Origin of the sequence: Rhodococcus sp. P1Y (assembly GCF_003641205.1) — a bacterium.
Classification (GTDB): Bacteria; Actinomycetota; Actinomycetes; order Mycobacteriales; family Mycobacteriaceae; genus Rhodococcoides.
This window is the reverse complement of sequence record NZ_CP032762.1, coordinates 4,060,070-4,080,348: the sequence shown is the minus strand read 5'-3', so window position 1 is coordinate 4,080,348 and position 20,279 is coordinate 4,060,070. Positions and strand designations below refer to the sequence as shown.

General features: G+C 64.3%; 17 protein-coding genes. All 17 read left to right on the top strand.

Annotated elements, in window-relative coordinates; all coding sequences use genetic code 11:
* The first annotated feature begins 50 nt into the window (after positions 1–50).
* Complete coding sequence (locus D8W71_RS18745) at positions 51–1,652, top strand: UDP-N-acetylmuramoyl-L-alanyl-D-glutamate--2,6-diaminopimelate ligase (RefSeq protein ID WP_121115537.1); 1,602 nt, start codon at positions 51–53, stop codon at positions 1,650–1,652.
* The gene (locus D8W71_RS18740; protein ID WP_121115535.1) at positions 1,649–3,187 is read left to right on the top strand and encodes a UDP-N-acetylmuramoyl-tripeptide--D-alanyl-D-alanine ligase; all 1,539 of its coding nucleotides are present in this window, start codon (positions 1,649–1,651) and stop codon (positions 3,185–3,187) included. Before D8W71_RS18745 ends, D8W71_RS18740 begins: the two co-directional genes overlap by 4 nt.
* On the top strand, positions 3,184–4,263 hold the full coding sequence (gene mraY / locus D8W71_RS18735) for a phospho-N-acetylmuramoyl-pentapeptide-transferase (RefSeq protein ID WP_121115533.1): 1,080 nt from the start codon (positions 3,184–3,186) through the stop codon (positions 4,261–4,263). The genes D8W71_RS18740 and mraY overlap by 4 nt, the downstream gene beginning before the upstream one ends.
* 42 nt (positions 4,264–4,305) lie before the next feature.
* Entirely contained in the window at positions 4,306–5,763 is a 1,458-nt protein-coding gene (murD, locus tag D8W71_RS18730; RefSeq protein WP_121119531.1) for a UDP-N-acetylmuramoyl-L-alanine--D-glutamate ligase, read from the top strand.
* A complete protein-coding gene (gene ftsW / locus D8W71_RS18725; protein ID WP_121115531.1) occupies positions 5,763–7,316 on the top strand; it encodes a putative lipid II flippase FtsW in 1,554 nt (517 codons plus the stop codon). Before murD ends, ftsW begins: the two co-directional genes overlap by 1 nt.
* The gene (gene murG / locus D8W71_RS18720) at positions 7,313–8,467 is read left to right on the top strand and encodes an undecaprenyldiphospho-muramoylpentapeptide beta-N-acetylglucosaminyltransferase (protein WP_201265126.1); all 1,155 of its coding nucleotides are present in this window, start codon (positions 7,313–7,315) and stop codon (positions 8,465–8,467) included. The genes ftsW and murG overlap by 4 nt, the downstream gene beginning before the upstream one ends.
* Positions 8,468–8,484: 17 nt before the next feature.
* Positions 8,485–9,969 carry a UDP-N-acetylmuramate--L-alanine ligase gene (gene murC, locus D8W71_RS18715; protein ID WP_121119525.1) on the top strand — a complete coding sequence of 495 codons (1,485 nt, stop codon included), beginning with the start codon at positions 8,485–8,487 and terminating at the stop codon, positions 9,967–9,969.
* On the top strand, positions 9,966–10,796 hold the full coding sequence (locus D8W71_RS18710) for a cell division protein FtsQ/DivIB (RefSeq protein WP_236077502.1): 831 nt from the start codon (positions 9,966–9,968) through the stop codon (positions 10,794–10,796). The genes murC and D8W71_RS18710 overlap by 4 nt, the downstream gene beginning before the upstream one ends.
* Positions 10,797–11,023: 227 nt before the next feature.
* Positions 11,024–12,253, top strand: a complete 1,230-nt coding sequence (gene ftsZ, locus D8W71_RS18705) for a cell division protein FtsZ (RefSeq protein ID WP_121115529.1) — start codon at positions 11,024–11,026, stop codon at positions 12,251–12,253.
* A 6-nt stretch (positions 12,254–12,259) separates the two neighbouring features.
* Complete coding sequence (pgeF, locus tag D8W71_RS18700) at positions 12,260–13,000, top strand: peptidoglycan editing factor PgeF (RefSeq protein ID WP_121115527.1); 741 nt, start codon at positions 12,260–12,262, stop codon at positions 12,998–13,000.
* A gap of 8 nt (positions 13,001–13,008) precedes the next feature.
* Entirely contained in the window at positions 13,009–13,776 is a 768-nt protein-coding gene (locus D8W71_RS18695) for a YggS family pyridoxal phosphate-dependent enzyme (RefSeq protein ID WP_121115525.1), read from the top strand.
* 101 nt (positions 13,777–13,877) lie between these two features.
* Positions 13,878–14,549 (top strand): cell division protein SepF, encoded by a 672-nt coding sequence (locus tag D8W71_RS18690; RefSeq protein WP_121119523.1) that lies wholly within the window; start codon positions 13,878–13,880, stop codon positions 14,547–14,549.
* Between the two features lie 101 nt (positions 14,550–14,650).
* Positions 14,651–14,938, top strand: a complete 288-nt coding sequence (locus D8W71_RS18685; protein WP_121115523.1) for a YggT family protein — start codon at positions 14,651–14,653, stop codon at positions 14,936–14,938.
* Between the two features lie 160 nt (positions 14,939–15,098).
* A complete protein-coding gene (gene wag31 / locus D8W71_RS18680) occupies positions 15,099–15,956 on the top strand; it encodes a DivIVA-like cell division protein Wag31 (RefSeq protein ID WP_121115522.1) in 858 nt (285 codons plus the stop codon).
* 49 nt (positions 15,957–16,005) lie between these two features.
* Positions 16,006–16,176: a hypothetical protein gene (locus tag D8W71_RS27655; protein ID WP_201265125.1), complete on the top strand. Its 171-nt coding sequence runs from the start codon at positions 16,006–16,008 to the stop codon at positions 16,174–16,176.
* 310 nt (positions 16,177–16,486) lie between these two features.
* Entirely contained in the window at positions 16,487–19,633 is a 3,147-nt protein-coding gene (gene ileS / locus D8W71_RS18675; protein WP_121115520.1) for an isoleucine--tRNA ligase, read from the top strand.
* Complete coding sequence (locus D8W71_RS18670) at positions 19,630–20,277, top strand: peptide deformylase (RefSeq protein ID WP_121115518.1); 648 nt, start codon at positions 19,630–19,632, stop codon at positions 20,275–20,277. Before ileS ends, D8W71_RS18670 begins: the two co-directional genes overlap by 4 nt.
* The last annotated feature ends 2 nt before the right edge of the window (positions 20,278–20,279 follow it).

Below are 20,279 nucleotides of genomic sequence, written 5' to 3'. Positions count from 1 at the left end.
GTCCCGTGCGGGTCGAAGTCAAAGTTCGTAGTCGAGCAGAAGGGAGCACAGTGTCTGTGCCAGCAGAACCGCAGCCTGCGCGATCCTCGTTCCGACCGTCGAGGCCACCGCAGACGTCGGTCGAGGATCTCGCCGCGGTAGCGGGAGCGACTCTCCAACCGGTGTCGGACGGAACGCACCGCCTCGTCACGGGCGTGGATCTCCGTGCCCAAGGAATTCTCGACGGCGACCTGTTCGCCGCGCTCCCGGGAGCCTCGGCTCACGGGGCCTCGTTCGCAGCCGACGCAGTCGAGCGCGGTGCCGCCGCGATCCTGACCGATGCTGTCGGCCTCGACTTCGTGCGCGAGCAGTTCGCACAGCTACCGGTGCCAGTTCTCGTCCACGAGCGACCGCGGTCGGTGCTCGGTCTGCTTTCGGCGTCGATCTACGGTAATCCGTCGGACAAGATGACGGTCATCGGAATCACGGGAACGTCGGGCAAGACGACAACGTCCTACTTGTTGGAAGCCGCGCTGACCGCCGCAGGACGTCGGACCGGCCTGATCGGCACGATCGAGACCAAGATCCCGGGCCTGAGAGTCCCCAGTGCCCTGACCACGCCCGAGGCACCACACCTGCACGCGTTGTTCGCATTGATGCTCGAGCGCGGAATCGACACGGTGGTCATGGAAGTCTCGAGTCACGCGCTCTCGCTCGGACGGGTCGACGGGACGGTCTTCGCGGTCGGTGCATTCACCAATCTTTCGCAGGATCATCTGGATTACCACGGCACTCTCGAGGAGTATTTTCTGGCCAAGAGTCGGCTGTTCGCCGCGGACTCTCGGGTGAGCACGCGATCGGCCGTGGTGTGCATCGACGACGAGTGGGGTCGGCGTATGGCTGACATCGCTGCCGACGCCGGATCCTCCCTGCTGACCGTGTCGGTGAACTTCAGCTCCGATTGGTCGGTGAAGGACTGGTCGAAGGATCCAGCTGGGACGCAAACGTTCACCGTGGTCGAGCCCACAGGAGAAAGTCATCCGGCGTCGATAAGACTGCCCGGACGGTACAACGTCGCGAATGCGATCCTGGCTGCCGCAACGTGTGCCGCAGCAGGTGTCGACGTTCAGCGCGCGATCGGTGGGATGGCGGAGGTCGACGTTCCCGGTCGGGTCCAGAGGATCTCGCGCGGCCAGAAGTTTCTCGCCGTGGTGGACTACGCGCACAAGCCGGCAGCGGTGGAGGCCGTCATCGACACCCTTCGGGAACAGACCACGGGCCGGATAGCCGTCGTACTCGGCGCCGGGGGAGACCGCGATCGCGCAAAGCGGCCACTGATGGGTGCTGCTGGTGCGTCGGGAGCGGACCTGTTGGTGATCACCGACGACAACCCCCGTTCCGAGGATCCCGCCGCGATCAGAGACGCCGTCGAAGCCGGTGCGCTCGGTGTCGAGGCGGACCGACGCGGAGAGGTCAGGAAAATCGCCGGACGCGGTGAGGCGATCGCGAATGCGGTCGAGTGGGCACAGGACGGTGACGTCGTTCTCATAGCGGGCAAGGGACACGAAACCGGCCAGGACATCGGCGGAGTCAAGTATCCCTTCGACGACAGAGTCGTGCTGGCCGCCGCCATCGATCGCAAGATCACCGAACACGCAGGAGCCGGCTCGTGAAAGCACTGACCATCGCGCAGATTGCCGAGATCGTCGGTGGTCAGCTCCACGACGTCGACGATCCAACCCGTCTCGTCGATGGAACGGTCGAGTTCGATTCTCGCAAGGTGACGGCTGGAGGACTCTTCCTCGCCTTGCCTGGTGCACGGGTGGACGGGCACGATCACGCAGCCGCAGCAATCGCGTCGGGTGCGGCCGTGGTTCTTGCCGCTCGACCGGTCGGAGTACCAGCCATCGTCGTCGAACCGGTCCCGCACGATGGCCGTGCCATGGCACTGGAACACGACGTCGACGGCTCGGGCGCCGCTGTACTGACCGCGCTCAGTGCCTTGGCCCGTGCGTCTGCGCTGGAGCTGACCGCGCATGCCGGCCTCACGGTGCTCGGGGTGACGGGCTCGTCGGGAAAGACCTCGACCAAGGATTTGATCGCGTCCGTACTGAGGCCGCTGGGTGCGGTCGTAGCACCGCCGGGCTCGTTCAACAACGAACTCGGACACCCGTGGACCGTCCTCCGTGCCGACGAGTCCTCGGATTTTCTCGTGCTCGAACTGTCGGCCCGCGGCATCGGCCACGTAGCAGCCCTGGCGCGAGCAGCCCCGCCGAGGATAGGCGTCGTACTCAACGTCGGTACTGCCCATCTGGGTGAATTCGGCTCACGAGAACGAATCGCACTGGCCAAAGGCGAACTCGTCGAAGCACTTCCGAGTGCGGCCGACGGCGGCGTCGCAGTGTTGAATGCCGACGACCGGCTGGTGCTCGAGATGCGGTCGAGAACATCGGCGCGTGTGGTGACCGTCGGCCTGTCCCCAGAGGCGGACATCCGCGCGGAGAACGTCTCGCTCGACGCGAACGCGCGCGCTCGATTCACGATGGTGACTCCCGTGGGGTCGATCGACATCGCCTTGGCCGTCCACGGTGAGCATCAGGTCGGAAACGCACTCGCCGCGGCCGCGGTCGCTCTCGAGTGCGGCGCGACGCTCGATCAGATCTCGTCTGCGCTCGCCGGTTCGTCCGCTGCATCGGTGCGCAGGATGGACGTCTCCACGCGAACGGACGGCGTCACCGTCGTCAACGATTCCTACAATGCCAATCCGGATTCGATGCGGGCTGCGTTGAAAGCCCTTGTCTCGATGTCCAGATCGGGCACTGGATCCAGGCGGCGTACCTGGGCCGTTCTAGGTGAAATGGGCGAGCTAGGACCGGAGTCGGTCACCGAGCACGACGCTATCGGTAGGTTGGCCGTTCGCCTCGACGTAAGCCGACTCGTCATCGTCGAGTCAGGGCGACCGACGAGGGCGATGCACCAGGGAGCTGTGATGGAGGGGTCCTGGGGTGAGGAATCGATGTTGGTTCCCGACAAGGAATCGGCAATCGCGGTTCTGCGCGATCAGCTCGAGCCCGGGGACATCGTATTGGTGAAAGCATCGCAGTCGGTCGCGCTGTGGTCGGTGGCGGACGCCCTTCTCGACAACGAGACTGTGCCGGACGCCGGAAACGGGGAGAGGGACATCATGACAGCGGAGGAATCACAGTGAGACAGATTCTCTTCGCCGGAGGCATCGCGCTCGCAGTGGCGATACTGCTGACCCCGGTGTTGATCAAGACCTTTTCCAAGCAGGGGTTCGGCCAGGAGATTCGTGTCGAAGGGCCCGCGAGTCATCAGTCGAAGAGAGGCACACCCACCATGGGTGGTGTTGCCATCCTCGCGGGCCTGTGGGCCGGTTACTGGGGTTCGCACCTGATCGGAATCGGCTACGACGCCGACGGCCCGTCCGCGTCGGCACTGCTCGTGCTCGGCCTGACCACCGTGCTCGGCGTCGTCGGCTTTCTCGACGACTTCATCAAGATTCGCAAGCAGCGCAACCTCGGTTTGAACAAGACAGCCAAATTGGTCGGGCAGCTGTTCGCCGCTGTTCTCTTCGGCATCCTCGCCCTTCAGTTCAAGGGCCCGAACGGGTTGACACCTGCGAGTCAGCAGCTGTCCTACGTTCGGGACATCGCCACGGTCAGTCTTGGGCCACTGGTATTCATCGTCTGGTGCTACTTCCTGGTCACCGCCTGGTCGAACGCAGTGAACTTGACGGATGGTCTGGACGGACTCGCTGCGGGGTCGATGACCCTCGTGCTCGGCGCGTATACGGTCATCACGTTCTGGCAGTACCGGCAGGCCTGTTCCACCAACCCAGGTCCCGGTTGCTACGACGTTCGTGACCCTCTCGATCTGGCGTTGATCTGTGCATCTGCAGCGGGAGCGTGCATCGGCTTTCTCTGGTGGAACGCGGCACCGGCCAAAATATTCATGGGCGACACGGGTTCGTTGGCGCTCGGTGGGCTCATCGCGGGCCTGTCGATTGTCACGCGAACCGAACTGATCATGGTCGTCATCGCCGCTCTCTTCGTGGCAGAGGCTGCCTCGGTCGTCATTCAGGTCGCGGTGTTCCGGTCCAGTCGGCGGAGGGTGTTCCGAATGGCACCGTTCCATCATCACTTCGAACTCGCAGGCTGGGCAGAGACCACGGTGATAATCCGGTTCTGGCTGCTGGCGGCAATCGCATCGGCGGTCGGACTGGCGCTGTTCTACAGCGAGTACCTCGCCGCAGTCGGCGGGTAAGCGGCTATGTCGGAGGTGCCAGGCGTATTCGAAGAGCCAGGCGTGTCGCACGATCTCGCGTGGTTGGCGGGCAAGACGGTTCTCGTCGCCGGCGGGCGCGTGTCCGGACTCGCGACCGTCGGTCCGCTCCTCGACCTCGGAGCGCAGGTGATCGTCACCGATTCCGATCCAGCCGCCGTGGAGAAAGCGCGTGGGCTTGGTGTAGGTGGGATCCGCCAAGGCGACTTCCTCGCCGACGACACCGCCTTCGACGGCGTTGCGCTGGTAGTGACCAGTCCTGGTTTGCGACCCGACTCGCCGCTGCTCGCGGCCGCCGCAGCTAGAGGAATCCCGATCTGGGGCGACGTCGAACTGTCCTGGCGAATAGACCGTGTCGGCCTGTACGGGCCGCCGACACAGTGGCTGGTGGTCACCGGAACGAACGGTAAGACCACCACGACGTCGATGCTGGCGTCCATTCTCGACGCGGCGGGTCTCGCGAGTGCGGCCTGCGGCAATATTGGGCTTCCGATACTGGACGCGCTGCGGTCGACACCTCACCCCGCGGTCCTGGCGGTCGAGCTGTCGTCCTTCCAACTCTTCTGGGCGCCGTCCGTCCATCCGTCTGCTGGTGTGGTTCTCAACATCGCCGAGGACCATCTGGATTGGCACGGCGGCATGGACGGTTACGTCGAGTCCAAATCGCGCGCTCTGACCGGCGGTGTCGCTGTCGTAGGGCTGGACGACGCGCGCGCGGCTGCGCTCGGTCCGACGGCGAGCGCCGATCGGGTTGTGGGTTTCAGGCTGGGGGAACCGAGCAGGAACGAGTTGGGAATCGTCGACGGCAGGTTGGTGGACAACGCGTTCGGCAGTGCCGTCGACCTGTTGTCGGTCGGCGACGTGGTTCCAGCCGGCCCTGCGGGTCTGATGGATGCTCTGGCTTCGGCCGCTCTGGCCCGGTCCGTCGGGGTACCTCCCGAGTCCGTCGCGGAGGGTCTGAGGACGTACGAGGTCGGGCCTCATCGCGCAGCCGTCGTGAGGACTGTCGGCGGGGTGACGTTCATCGACGATTCCAAAGCCACCAATCCGCATGCTGCGCGGTCGTCACTGCTGGCCCACGACCGTGTCGTCTGGATCGCCGGTGGGTTGCTCAAAGGTGCGTCCGTGGACGAACTGGTAGCGGAAGTTGCTCCTCGGCTCGTCGCTGCGGTCGTGATCGGCCGCGATGGGACGCAGATCGCACAGGCATTGGCGCGACACGCCCCGGATGTTCCCGTTGCGACGTATCCGCTGAGAGACGATGCTGGTGTGACTCATGTGGCGGAAGATGCTGATGTCGTGATGCGTGGCGCGGTACGAGATGCGGCACGACGGGCGGAGCCGGGTGACACCGTTCTACTCGCACCCGCCGCGGCGTCACTCGACATGTTCGTGGACTACGGACACCGAGGCGACAGCTTCGCCGAGGCCGTGCGGTCACTGGATGCAGCAGAGATCGGCTCCACGGGCGGGAACTCCTGATGTCTCGCGGTCCGGACGGGAAGACCTCTCCACGTACGCGTATCGGATTGTGGTTGGGACGGCCGCTGGCCTCGTTCCACCTGATCGTGACGATTGCCGCCCTACTCACCATCCTCGGATTGGTGATGGTGTTGTCGTCCTCGGCGGCAGAGGCGTACGCGACCGATGGATCGGCCTACTCGTTGTTCACCCAGCAGTTGATCGGCGTCGGGCTGGGGGTCGTGGCGTTCTACGTTGCTCTGCGCGTGCCGGTGCGGGTCTTGAGAAAGCTGTCATTTCCGCTCTTCTGCCTATCCGTCGTCATGCTCATGATGGTTCTCATCCCGGGAATCGGTTCCGAGGGCGCGGACGGCGCCCGTCGCTGGTTCAACATTGCCGGTGTGTCGTTTCAGCCCTCCGAGCTCGCGAAGGTCACGTTGGTCCTGTGGGGCGCGCATTTACTTGCGTCGAGACGAAGTGAACACGCGAGCCTGAAGTCGCTGCTCATTCCTCTCGTGCCGGCAGCGTTGCTGATGGCCGGATTGGTCGTGTTGCAGCCGAACCTGAGTACCGCCATTGCTATCGGCATCATCCTTGTCTCGCTGTTGTGGTTCGCCGGTCTCGACGCCCGCTTGTTCGCGGTCGTCGTGACCGGAGGTATCGCCGCCGCCACGGTATTGGCCTTCACGGCCGGTTACCGATCGAACCGCATCAAGGCGTGGCTCAACCCGGGAGACGATCCACAAGGGCTCGGCTACCAGTCGAATCAAGCCAAGTTCTCGCTCGCCGACGGCGGCCCGTTCGGCGTCGGGCTCGGGCAGAGTCGTGCCAAGTGGAGCTACCTTCCCAACGCGCACAACGACTTCATCTTCGCGATCATCGGAGAAGAGCTCGGCTTCATCGGTTGCCTGGCCGTCCTCGGTCTGTTCGCCTTATTCGTCTATGCCGGACTGCGAATCGCAATGCGATCGGTCGACCCCTTCCTCCGCCTCCTTGCTGCCGGATCGACCACGTGGATCTTCGCTCAGGCCATGATCAACATCGGGTACGTCGTCGGGCTGTTGCCCGTGACGGGTCTGCAGTTGCCACTCGTGTCCTACGGCGGGTCGTCCACCGCCATCACACTGTTGATGTTCGGCATCATCGCCAATGCGGCGCGGCACGAGCCCGAAGCGATCGCGGCGTTGCACGCAGGTCAGGATTCGCGTCTCGACCGCATTCTCCGACTACCGATGCCTGCCTCTTTCTCACCTCTTCGAGCCGCAGCAGCGCGGTCCAAGTCGACGAGGCCCGCGCTCGACCGTGAGGATCGACGTCGTTTGGAGAGCCGCGAGGCAGCGGGTAGGCGTCTACCCGAGCGCGACCGTGCCGGCGCCGCGACCACGCCGACCGGCATCGGCCGTTCCGGTAGCCCTCAGCGATCCGGCGGCCCTCAGCGTTCCGGGACTGCTCAGCGTTCCGGCAGCCCTCAGCGTTCCGGGACTGCTCAGCGGCCCTTCGATCCCCAGCGCCGCGATCGGGAGCAACCCGGTGGCGTGCGCCGACACACCGATGGGCGAGGATATCGACGGTGAATGCACCAACCACACCGTTGTCCGTAGTCGTTGCAGGTGGAGGGACGGCAGGCCATATCGAACCTGCGATGGCCGTCGCCGACGCGCTCCGTGAACTCGACGGGTCCGTCCGCATCACTGCCCTCGGTACAGCCCGGGGCCTCGAGACCACGCTCGTTCCCGCCCGTGGCTACCAGCTGGCCCTGATCACCCCGGTCCCGCTTCCGCGTAAGCCTTCGCTCGATCTGCTGCGACTTCCGGGCCGAGTCCTACGTTCGGTGCGCGACGTCAGAGCTGTGCTGCGCGACGTCGACGCCGATGTTCTGGTCGGGTTCGGGGGATACGTGGCGCTTCCCGCGTACCTCGCCGCGAAACGGATGGTCGGGCGCTCACGATCGATTCCGATCGTCGTCCACGAGGCGAACGCGCGCGCTGGCATCGCCAACAAGGTCGGCGCAAGGGTTGCGACTCGTGTTCTCGCAGCGGTGTCGGGTTCGGGCGTGCACGCCCGCGGGCGCGACGAGGCAGAACTGGTAGGAATTCCGGTGCGTCCTACGATCACCGGGCTCGATCGCGCTGCCACGAGGGCGGAGGCGCGACAGCACTTCGGACTTCCCGCCGAGGGGCCGGTCTTGCTCGTGTTCGGGGGGTCGCAGGGGGCCCGGTCGCTGAACGACGCCGTGTCGGGGGCGGCGCAGGAATTGGCTGCAGCCGGGATTTCGGTGCTGCATGCACACGGACCGAAGAACTCGGTCGAGGTCACTACAACAAAACCCTCGGCGCCTTACGTCGCTGTGCCCTACCTGAACCGCATGGATCTCGCCTATGCCGCAGCGGATCTGACCATCTGCCGATCCGGGGCGATGACGGTTGCCGAGGTCTCGGCGACCGGTCTGCCCGCGGTGTACGTACCGTTGCCGCACGGTAACGGTGAGCAGGAGCTGAACGCACGTCCCGTGGTCGACGCCGGGGGCGGCATACTCGTAGCAGATGCGCAGCTGACATCCGACTTCGTGGGAACCGATGTGGTCGAACTGATCACCGACACCGAGCGCCTGGCACGTATGTCGGCAGGTGCTGCTGGAGCGGGGCATCGAGACGCGGCGAATGCGGTTGCACGGATCGTCCTCGACATCGCGTCGAGGCGACAGAACGAGACGTCACCGAAGTGACGAGCGAAAGGACGGACATGGCCGAGCTTCCGGCAGAGCTCGCACGGGTGCACATGGTCGGAATCGGCGGCGCCGGGATGTCGGGGATCGCACGCATTCTGCTTGCGCGCGGCGGCCAGGTGTCCGGTTCCGACGCGAAAGAGAGCCGCGGGGTGCTCGCGCTCCGCGCCAGAGGCGCACAGGTTCGCGTGGGACACGACGCTTCGGCGCTCGACTTGATTCCAGGGGGGCCCACTGCAGTGGTCACCACGCACGCAGCGATACCCAAGACGAACCCGGAGCTGGTGGAGGCCAGGCGGCGAGGAATCCCCGTCGTTCTACGGCCGACGGTGCTGGCATCGCTCATGACGGGCTACCGCACACTGCTTGTGTCCGGAACACACGGGAAGACGTCGACGACGTCGATGCTGATCGTCGCCCTGCAGCACTGCGGGTTCGATCCGTCGTTCGCGGTGGGCGGGGAGCTGAACGAGGCGGGAACCAACGCGCATCACGGCAGTGGTGACGTGTTCGTCGCCGAGGCCGACGAGAGTGACGGCTCGTTGTTGCAGTACACCCCGAACGTCGTGATCGTGACCAACATCGAGGCAGACCACCTCGACTACTTCGGTACGGCCGAGAATTACGTACAGGTCTTCGACGACTTCGTCGCGCTGCTCGGGCCGGGCGGCGTGCTCGTGGCGTGCATGGACGATCCAGGCTCCGCTGCCCTCGCTCGTCGTGTGGTGGCGCGCGATCTCCCGGGTGTTCGAGTGCTCGGATACGGGTCGGCCGAGGTGGACAGCGGCGACGTCGAGATGGCGGTACGGCTGTTGCAGTGGGAGCCGGAAGACGTCGGCGGAGTTGCGCAACTGATCGTTGCAGGCGAGGAATCACCTCGAACCCTGCGTCTCGGGGTGCCGGGCAGGCACACCGCGTTGAATGCACTGGCCGCATTCACCGCAGGCGTTCAGGCAGGTGCCGACGTTACGGACATGCTGGCCGGGCTCGCAGGCTTCGGGGGTGTACACCGGCGGTTCCAGATACGAGGTCGTGAACACGGCATTCGGGTGTTCGACGACTACGCACACCACCCGACCGAGGTGAGGGCTGTTCTCGACGCCGCTCAGCAACTCGTGGCAGGTGCAGCCGGCGACGCAGGCCGTGGTCGCGTCGTCGTGGTCTTCCAACCGCACCTGTACTCGAGGACCGAGACCTTCGCCGACGAGTTCGGCGCCGCACTGAGCATTGCCGATGAAGTGGTTGTGCTCGACGTCTACGGCGCGCGTGAAGAGCCGTTGCCCGGCGTCACCGGTGCCTTGGTTGCTTCCGCGGTGACCAAACCCGTCAACTATCAGCCCGATCTGTCTCTGGTGGCCAAACAGGTCGCGGCCCTTGCCATGCCAGGTGATGTCGTGATCACGATGGGTGCCGGCGATGTCACCATGCTCGCCGGACCGATTCTCGATGCTCTTCGTTCGAGGACCGACTTCCGGGCAGGGCAAGGCAAGGCATCGACGTGAGCTCGCGTCCCGGGCGGTCGAAACGGTCGACCCCGGACGATGCCACGGCGCGATCCTCGCGCCGGTCCGCCCCCGAGAAGGTCGGCGCCGCCGGTGCGTCCCCGGCCGATTCCGACCGTGAGGCACGCCGTCAGGCGCGCGAAGAGGAACGGCGTCGGGTGTCGAGGTCGCGCCGCCGCGCTGTGCTCGTCGTGATGTCGGTCGTGGCGTTGATCGCTGGAGGTTTCGCCGTCGCGTATCTCAGCCCTGTTCTGACCGTGCGCACCATCGACGTCGACGGTGCAGTGACCGTATCCGAGGAACAGGTGGTTACCGAACTTGGTATACCGCTGGGGGAGAAGCTCGTTCGTGTGGATGCAGGTGCAGCGGCGCAGCGGGTGGCCGCGATTCCCGCGCTCGCTTCGGTTCGCGTGCAACGGATGTACCCCTCGACGGTGAGGGTAACCGTCGTCGAGCGAGTTCCGGTCGTGTTCGTCGACGAGGCGGACGGAACGCATCTACTGGACTCGGACGCGGTCGACTTCGCGACCGCACCTCCTCCGCTCGGCGTGGTTCGACTGGTCGCCGAGAATCCGATCCCAGGAGACCCGGCCACGACAAGCGCACTGGCCGTGCTCGATTCGCTTCCTCCGCCACTACGCGATCAGGTGGGAGAGGTTCGTGCGAACTCTGTGTCGGACGTGTCGCTGGTACTCGTCGACGGGCGTATTCTCGTGTGGGGCGACAGTGGAAAATCCGAGCGGAAATCTGCTGTGGCTCTTGCGCTGTTGTCTCAACCGGGACAGATCCTCGACGTGTCGAGTCCGGACCTCCCGACCACGAAGTAGCGAACGGATCGGCTGGAACGGCATGGCCGAAGCCGGGCAAATCTCGATCGCACGCAAAATCTTTCGGTGTCCTCGGCGCGCCTAGTGGCGCATCGAGGCGCCGGTGCATAGCGTTCCGAGCGTCGAGTACTTGACATAACTCTAAGCCTGTGGTTTAGGTTGAGAGTTTTGGATCGATCATCGGCAGCACAGAGCGACACCTACACAACCACGGAAGGCGAGAGCCAATGACGCCCCCGCACAACTACCTCGCCGTAATCAAGGTCGTCGGCATCGGCGGCGGCGGCGTTAACGCGGTCAACCGCATGATCGAACAGGGACTCAAAGGAGTCGAGTTCATCGCGGTCAACACCGACGCCCAGGCACTGCTGATGAGCGACGCCGACGTCAAACTCGATGTCGGCCGTGAACTCACGCGCGGATTGGGCGCAGGCGCCGACCCGGAGGTCGGCCGCCGAGCCGCCGACGACCACAAGGACGAGATCGAAGAGGTCCTCAAGGGTGCCGACATGGTCTTCGTCACGGCAGGCGAAGGCGGAGGCACCGGCACCGGTGGTGCGCCCGTCGTGGCCAACATCGCACGCAAGCTCGGTGCCTTGACCGTCGGAGTCGTGACGCGTCCGTTCTCCTTCGAGGGAAAGCGTCGCGGGGGACAAGCCGATACCGGGATCCAGCAGCTCCGTGAGTCCTGCGACACGCTCATCGTCATCCCCAACGACCGTCTCCTGCAGCTCGGTGACGCAGCAGTGAGCCTCATGGACGCGTTCCGCAGCGCCGACGAGGTTCTGCTCAACGGCGTCCAGGGAATTACCGACCTCATCACGACGCCCGGCTTGATCAACGTCGACTTCGCCGACGTCAAAGGCGTGATGTCCGGTGCGGGAAGTGCATTGATGGGCATCGGTTCGTCCAGGGGAGAAGGCCGGGCTATCAAGGCTGCCGAGTCGGCAATCAACTCGCCGCTGCTCGAGGCGTCGATGGAAGGCGCACGTGGCGTGCTCTTGTCCATCGCGGGCGGGTCGGATCTCGGTTTGTTCGAGATCAACGAAGCCGCTTCGTTGGTTCAGGAGGCGGCGCATATCGACGCCAACATCATCTTCGGCACCGTGATCGACGATTCGCTCGGCGACGAGGTTCGGGTGACCGTCATTGCGGCCGGTTTCGACGGTGGGACTCCGACTCGTCGTCCCATCGAGGCAGCCCCAGGTGCCTCGCGCAGTTCCATCGGTTCTGCACGCTCGGGCGAGGTTTCTTCGTCGAGGTCGTCCGACACATCGGAGTCCGGCAGCGTGTTCCGCGATCCGGTTGGCGCCGGCTCGGGGAGCAGTCTCCCGCCGTTGCAGTCCTCGAGTTCCGCCGCTGGATCGAGTAGCCAGGGCAGCTCGGGTCGTCGCGTCCCGGTGACCGAGGATGACGGCGAAGACGACGTCGACGTTCCCTCGTTCATGCGTCGCTGATCACGAATGTCTTCGAGCAGCACCGCGTCGAGCTTCAGGGTTCGCCGAGTCACCACTACGCGCGCAGGCGGTGTCTCGGCGCCCCCGTTCGACAGCTTCAATCTCGGTGACCACGTCGGCGACGCGCCGGCGGCCGTTGCCGCGAATCGAGAGCGCCTCGGACGTGAACTCGGCGTTGGGGCGGATCGCCTTGTGTGGATGGAACAGGTACACGGTAGGTCGGTGACCGTGGTGGATGGTCCCGCCGCCGAACCCGTCGAGTTGACGGATGCGCTCGTCACCTCGGTGCGTGATCTCGCGCTCGTCGTTCTCACTGCAGACTGTGTTCCGGTGCTCCTCTCCGACGACGAGGCAGGCATCATCGCCGCTGTACACGCCGGGCGTGTCGGTGCACGCATAGGAATCATCCCGCGGGTGCTGGAGACGATGGTGGCTCAGGGTGCTGACCCCCGACGTATCGGAGTGTTCCTCGGTCCTGCGGCAAGCGGGAGGCAGTACGAAGTTCCCGCACACATGCAGGCCGACGTCGAGCGTCATCTCCCCGGCAGTGCCAGCACCACAGTCCGAAAAACCCCGGGTCTCGACATCCGGGCAGGCATCGCACGCCAACTGCGTGAGGCCGGCGTCACATCGATCGCTGTCGACCCACGGTGCACCATCGAGGACCGCACGCTGTTCAGTCATCGACGGGGCGCCCCGACGGGCAGATTGGCCAGCGTGATCTGGATGGACACCGAGCCTGCTTGACTGGTGACATGAACACTTCGCATGACAGGGCAGCGGGAATCAGCTCGGCGCTGAGTTCGGTTCGCGAGCGCCTGGCCGCAGCCTGCGCCGCAGCGCACCGCGACAACGATGCCGTCACGTTGTTGCCGGTGACCAAATTCTTCCCGGCCAGCGACGTGGAAATTCTGTACGGCCTCGGCTGCCGGGAGTTCGGTGAGTCGCGTGAGCAAGAAGCGTCGGGCAAAGTCGACGAGCTTGCGGGAACGCTGGACTCGGCAGACGTGCGGTGGCACATGATCGGGCACCTGCAGCGCAACAAGGCGAAATCGGTTGTGCGGTGGGCGTCGTCCATTCATTCCGTGGACAGCGCACGCCTCGTCAACGCACTACAGACTGCGGTTGCGCGAGCGGTCGACGACGGATTTCGGTCGAGCGCGCTGGACGTGATACTTCAAGTCAGCTTGGACGGCGACGTTCATCGTGGCGGAGTCGAACGCGACGACGTGAGCGAGCTGGCCGATCTCGTTGCAGGAGCGGACAATCTGAGGTTGTCGGGGCTCATGGCCGTTCCGCCGCTCGGTGCCGATCCGGACGCCGCGTTCGCCGATTTGCAGGAGATTCACGACGCGTTGGTGCAACAGCATCCGGGCGCGACGGAACTGTCGGCAGGCATGACGGGCGACCTGGAAGCGGCAGTGCGACATGGATCGACCTGTGTGCGTGTCGGTACCGCAATACTCGGGTCGAGGCCGATAACCTCGCCATTACAGTCTCCGGATCACACCAGTCACAACTGACACACACGGTGCGAGCCGAGGGCATGCAAGTGAAGCCTGCGGAACGACCGGACTGCAGGAGTGAAGCCTGCGGAATGACAGGACTGATGGAAGGCAGATCGATGAGCACCCTGCACAAGTTCAAGGCGTACTTCGGCATGGTTCCGCTCGCGGACTACGAAGACGACTATCTCGACGAGCCGGATTCGCATCGGTCCTCCCGCGGGCGCGACCCGTACGGAGATATCGACGACCGTGGGGATCGCGAGTTTTCGAAGCCGTCGTTCTCTTCTCGTCGGAGTTCACGCGCCGAGGTCGAGGATCTGGGCGACGACTACGACGATTACGAAGCGCCCCGCTCGGCTCCGACGCTCGCGCCGATCGGGGGTCGCTCTGCGCGGCCTGCGTCGATGTCAGGCCGCGGCGCCAGCACCCGAGGCAATCTTGCGGTGGACACCCGGATGGACGTCCGCGCAGAAACGAGGCGAAGCCCAGTGGTGGATGACGGCGGTCCCCTGTCCAAGATCACGACACTGCGTCCACGTGACTACAGCGAGGCGCGGACGATCGGGGAGCGGTTCCGCGACGGAACTCCAGTCATCATGGATCTCGTCGAGATGAGCAACGCCGATGCGAAGCGACTCGTCGACTTCGCGGCAGGCCTGGCATTCGCCCTGCGCGGATCGTTCGACAAGGTCGCCACGAAGGTGTTCTTGCTCTCGCCTGCAGACATCGACGTGTCTCCTCAGGAACGCCGTCGCATCGCCGAGACCGGCTTCTACAGCCAGCAATGATCACTGGTTCCAGAAACGACCTTCGTCGGCTCGATCGAATCGGACAGGCCTCTGACCTGGTCGCTTTGATCGGGCCGGTCTTTTCGGGCAGAGTATGACCTGTGGCCTTGTTCGCGGTGATCTACTTCATATTATTCATATTCTGGCTTCTGCTCATCGGCCGCATCATCGTCGAATTCATCAGAACATTCGCGCGTGATTGGCGCCCGTCGGGAATCGTCGTGGTTTTGCTCGAGGCAATATTCACGGTGACCGATCCGCCCGTCAAGCTGCTGCGAAGGCTGATTCCGCCGGTCAATCTCGGTGGGGTTCGACTCGATTTGTCGATCATGGTTTTGCTGTTCGGGGTATTCATCCTGATGACAGTGGTGCGAGGCCTGGGATCGTGAACACGGCAATCTTGCCGAAAGACATCGGGGACGCGCTCGACCTGCGCGACCGGTGTGACAGAATGGACGCCAGTTACAGTTTGATTGTTCCGGTACGTGCGGAATGGGATATAACTGAATGCTTGCTCTACCGCCCTAAAACGCGTGAAGGGATCCTTCCATGCCGCTGACTCCAGCTGATGTGCACAATGTCGCGTTCAGCAAGCCGCCTATCGGTAAGCGTGGCTACAACGAAGACGAGGTGGACGCTTTTCTCGACCTGGTCGAGCAGGAGCTGTCTCGACTGATCGAAGAGAACGCCGACCTCCGACAGCGGGTCGGAGAGCTCGACCAGGAGCTTGCCGACGCCAAGAGCGCCGTCCGTCAGGGTGGCCCGCAGCAGGCTGCTCCGGTCCAGCAGAAGGCGCCCGAGCCGCAGCGGCCCGTCGAGCCGCCCAAGCCGGCTCCGGTTGTTGCACCCGCACCTGCACCCGTCGCTGCTGCCGCCCCATCGCAGGGCGGCGACTCCAACATGCAGGCGGCCAAGATTCTCGGCCTCGCCCAGGAGATGGCCGATCGCCTCACGAGTGACGCGAAGACCGAATCCGAGCAGCTGCTCGGTAATGCTCGCACCAACGCCGAGCGCCTGGTCACCGATGCGCGTACGCGGTCCGAAGCTATGGTGTCGGACGCTCGCCAGAAGTCGGATTCGTTGCTGTCGGATGCACAGACTCGCTCCGAGACGCAGCTTCGCCAGGCAAAAGAGAAGGCCGATGCTCTGCAGGCCGATGCCGAGCGCAAGCACACCGAGATCATGGCGACGATCAACGAGCAGCGGTCCGTGCTCGAAGGTCGCATCGAGCAGCTCAAGACGTTCGAGCGCGAGTACCGCGTGCGGCTAAAGTCGTACCTGGAGTCGCAGCTCGAGGAGCTGGAGAACCGGTCGTCTGCTTTACCGGTCGACAACGGTTCGGACAGTTTCAACCAGAACGACCAGTCCTCCGGATACAGCCAGTCCTACGCCAAGGGCAACAACTGAAGCTCCGGTCTGACGATCGCCGCGAGGCGGATTCGGAACGAGGAGCGGCGTGCTGGTCCTGACCCTCTGTGCAGCGGGAGTTGGCTTCGGTCTGCTGGTCATCGCCTTGATGACGGGCTCGGTTCTCTGGGCCTGGGGTTGCATCGCAGTGTGTGCCGTCGGGGCGGTCCTGCTTCTCGCAGGAGCCTTGACGGGGCGAAGGCCGCCACCCGAGCAGTAGTCGGCGTGACGCTGTCGTAGTATCAGCGGTGGACTTGTACGAGCGATACTTGAAAATCAGACTGCGATCCGGCCATCACCGGGGAGTCTTCGGAAGAACGGCGCGCGTGCGCGCTCAGTAGAACCGGACGGGTAAGCCCGACACAGCTGTGCGAGTGGCGTCGATGTTCGCGCGAACGATGCGAGTCTCGATGCAAACGGGGTGGTACCGCGGTACCGGCGTCCCGTGACGCCGGTTGTCGTCCCCGTGCCGAAGCTGAAAAGAACCGTTCCGCGTGACTGGGAACGGTCGGCACGGAGGAGACCGAAGAATGAGCACTACGTCACCCGATCGCGATTCTTACCCGCTCGTCGACATCTCGGGCACCAGAGCCGGAAGTGTGTCCTTTCCCGAGCTCGAAAAGAAGGTGCTCGACGCGTGGGCCGCTGACAGCACGTTTCGTGCGAGCATCGACAACCGTGAAGGTGCCGAGGAGTTCGTCTTCTACGACGGTCCGCCCTTCGCCAACGGCCTCCCGCACTACGGCCACCTGTTGACCGGGTACGTCAAGGACCTTGTACCGAGGTTCCAGACCATGCGGGGCAGAAAGGTCGAACGGCGCTTCGGTTGGGACTGTCACGGTTTGCCCGCCGAACTCGAAGCCGAGAAACAACTCGGGATCAAGGACAAGTCCGAGATCGACGAGATGGGACTCGCCAAGTTCAACGCGTACTGCAAGCAGTCCGTGCTGCAGTACACCGGCGAGTGGCGGGACTACGTCACCCGCCAGGCCCGGTGGGTCGATTTCGACAACGACTACAAGACCCTCGACCTCGACTTCATGGAGTCGGTCATGTGGGCGTTCAAGACCTTGTTCGACAAGGGATTGATCTACCAGGGCTACCGAGTACTGCCGTACAGCTGGTACGAGCAGACTCCTCTGTCGAACCAGGAAACACGTCTCGACGACGCGTACAAGATGCGCCAGGACCCCGCGGTCACGGTCACGATGCCGCTGTCCGCGCCAGGTTCGCCCCTCGACGGTGCGAACGCTCTGATCTGGACGACGACTCCGTGGACCTTGCCCTCCAATCTCGCGATGGCAGTCAACCCCGAGGTGGCCTACGTCCAGGTCCGCGGCGCGGACGATCAGCGCTACGTTCTCGCTGCGGCCCGCCTGTCGCACTACTCGCGTGAGCTCGGCGAGCAGCCCGAAGTTCTGTCGGAGCACACGGGAGCGGAATTGGTAGGCCTCTCGTACGCACCGCCGTTCGATTTCTTTATCGGACACGAGAATTCCCACAGGGTGTTGCAGGCCGATTACGTCACCACCGATTCCGGCACCGGAATCGTCCACCTCGCACCGGCATTCGGTGAGGAGGACATGGACGTCGCGACTGCCAACGGTATCGAGGTAGTGCAGCCCCTCGATCCAGGCGGCAAGTTCACGTCCCTCGTCCCGCCATACGAGGGCCTTATGGTGTTCGACGCCAATCCCGTCATCATCAAAGATCTCAAGGCCTCGGGCCGACTCCTGCGTCACGAAACCATCGAACACTCGTATCCGCACAGTTGGCGCAGCGGTCAACCGCTGATCTACATGGCGGTGCCCTCGTGGTTCGTCGCCGTGACGAAGTTCCGTGATCGCATGGTGGAGCTCAACCAGCAGATCACCTGGGTTCCCGAACACATCAAGGACGGCCAGTTCGGCAAGTGGCTCGAAGGCGCGCGTGACTGGAACATCAGTCGAAACCGGTACTGGGGCAGCCCCATTCCGGTGTGGACGTCCGACGACCCCGAGTACCCGCGGCTCGACGTGTACGGCAGTCTCGACGAGCTGGAGCGTGACTTCGGCGTCCGCCCGGACGATCTTCACCGACCGTACATCGACGATCTGACCCGTCCGAACCCCGACGATCCGACGGGAAGATCCACTATGCGCCGGGTGCCGGAGGTGCTCGACTGCTGGTTCGAGTCCGGGTCCATGCCGTACGCGCAGGTGCACTTTCCATTCGAGAACGAAGAGTGGTTCCACACGCACAATCCGGGTGACTTCATCGTGGAGTACAACGGTCAGACGCGCGGATGGTTCTACACGCTGCACGTGTTGGCAACCGCGCTCTTCGATCGACCTGCGTTCAAAACCGTTGCGGCACACGGCATCGTGCTCGGTGACGATGGTCTGAAGATGAGCAAGTCCAAGGGTAACTACCCGGACGTCAAGGAGGTCTTCGACCGCGACGGCTCCGATGCCATGCGGTGGTTCCTGATGTCGTCCCCGATCCTGCGCGGCGGCAACCTCATCGTCACCGAGCAGGGCATCCGCGAGGGAGTGCGGCAGGCACTGCTGCCGATCTGGAATGCCTGGAGCTTCCTGCAGCTCTACGCGCCCAAGCCGGGGACGTGGCGCACCGATTCGCCGAACGTGCTCGATCGCTACGTTCTGGCGAAGCTCTCGGCGACCCGCGATGCGATCACCGATGCGCTCGAAGGCAACGACATCGCCGGCGCGTGCGACGAACTCCGGATCTTCTGCGATGCCTTGACCAACTGGTACGTCCGCCGATCACGGTCGCGGTTCTGGAGCGAGGACGTCGACGCGATCGACACGCTCCACACCGTGCTCGAGGTGCTCACACGTATTGCCGCGCCGCTGCTCCCGCTGGTGACCGAGGTCGTCTGGCGTGGTCTGACCGGTGGGCGTTCGGTACACCTGACAGATTGGCCTGCAGCCGAGGACCTCCCGTCGGATCCCGAACTCGTCGATGCGATGGACGAGGTTCGGACCGTGTGTGGGGCGGTGCTCGGTCTTCGTAAGGCGCAGAACTTGCGCGTGCGGTTGCCGCTGCCCGAGGTGACGGTCGCTGCCGAGGATGCCGAGCGTCTGCGTCCGTACGCCGACATCATCGCCGACGAGGTCAACGTCAAGAAGGTCGATCTCACCGACGACGTGGCGGTGCACGGCAAGTTCGAGCTCGTCGTCAACGCGCGTGCCGCGGGACCTCGTATCGGCAAGGACGTCCAGAAGGTCATCAAGGCTGTCAAGTCGGGGGACTGGAGCGAGGACGAGTCGGGGACCGTCGTCGCGGCGGGCATCGAACTGCTGCCCACGGAGTACACGCGCAAACTGGTTGCAGCCGAACCGGATTCGACGGCAGCGCTGCCGGGAAACATCGGTCTGGTTGTGCTCGACTCCCGCGTCACCGCCGAGCTCGAAGCCGAAGGGTGGGCCAAGGACCGCATTCGCGAGTTCCAGGACGCGCGTCGCAACCTGGGACTCGACGTGTCGGATCGAATCGACATCGTGGTCGCCGTTCCTTCGGACCGACAAGAGTGGCTCGATACGCACCGGGACTTGATCGCGGGCGAAGTCCTGGCGCTGACGCTCGTCGACGGTGACCCCGGCGTCGATGCTGTCGAACTCGGGGAAGGCGTTCGCGCCCTCATCACTCGAGCACCGATCAGTCCTGGACGATGACCGCGGGAGAATCCGTCGAAGACGCCGTTCGCGAGCTCCTGTCGGGAGCTCGCGACGGGGTCGTGCCCATCGTCACTGTCGGTGAACCGGTCTTGCGTACGCCTGCGGCAGCGCTCGACGGTCAGCTCGAACGCCGCACGCTCGCTCGTCTGGTCGAGGTCATGCGTGCCACCATGCACGACGCACCCGGTGTCGGGCTCGCTGCGCCGCAGATCGGCATTCCCCTGGCCCTTGCGGTCATCGAGGACATGTACGACGTGAGCGAAGAAGTATCACGTGTTCGTGAGCGGACTCCGCTTCCGTTTCGAGTGGTGATCAATCCGACCTACACCTCGGTGGGCCACGAAAAACGAGAATTCTACGAAGGCTGCCTCAGCGTGCCCGGTTATCAGGCAGTAGTCCCGAGGGCGGCCTCTGTCCATCTGCGGTGCGTCGATGACAGTGGCACCGATATCGACGAGGTGTTCCACGGTTGGCCTGCTCGAATCGTCGCGCACGAGACGGATCACCTTTACGGCACCGTCTACATCGACCGAGCGGTCACCAGGTCGTTGACCGCCAACGACGTCTATGCGGAGAGATGGGCAGAGCCGTCGCCTGGGCGGGCTGCGTCTGCGCTCGGATTCCCCCTCTCGAAGACGTGACG

Coding starts and splice junctions, on each gene's coding strand:
- ftsW (WP_121115531.1), top strand. CDS start 5,763: ATGTCTCGCGGTCCGGACGGGAAGACCTCTCCACGTACGCGTATCGGA.
- murC (WP_121119525.1), top strand. CDS start 8,485: ATGGCCGAGCTTCCGGCAGAGCTCGCACGGGTGCACATGGTCGGAATC.
- ftsZ (WP_121115529.1), top strand. CDS start 11,024: ATGACGCCCCCGCACAACTACCTCGCCGTAATCAAGGTCGTCGGCATC.
- pgeF (WP_121115527.1), top strand. CDS start 12,260: ATGTCTTCGAGCAGCACCGCGTCGAGCTTCAGGGTTCGCCGAGTCACC.
- D8W71_RS18695 (WP_121115525.1), top strand. CDS start 13,009: ATGAACACTTCGCATGACAGGGCAGCGGGAATCAGCTCGGCGCTGAGT.
- D8W71_RS18690 (WP_121119523.1), top strand. CDS start 13,878: ATGAGCACCCTGCACAAGTTCAAGGCGTACTTCGGCATGGTTCCGCTC.
- wag31 (WP_121115522.1), top strand. CDS start 15,099: ATGCCGCTGACTCCAGCTGATGTGCACAATGTCGCGTTCAGCAAGCCG.
- ileS (WP_121115520.1), top strand. CDS start 16,487: ATGAGCACTACGTCACCCGATCGCGATTCTTACCCGCTCGTCGACATC.
- D8W71_RS18670 (WP_121115518.1), top strand. CDS start 19,630: ATGACCGCGGGAGAATCCGTCGAAGACGCCGTTCGCGAGCTCCTGTCG.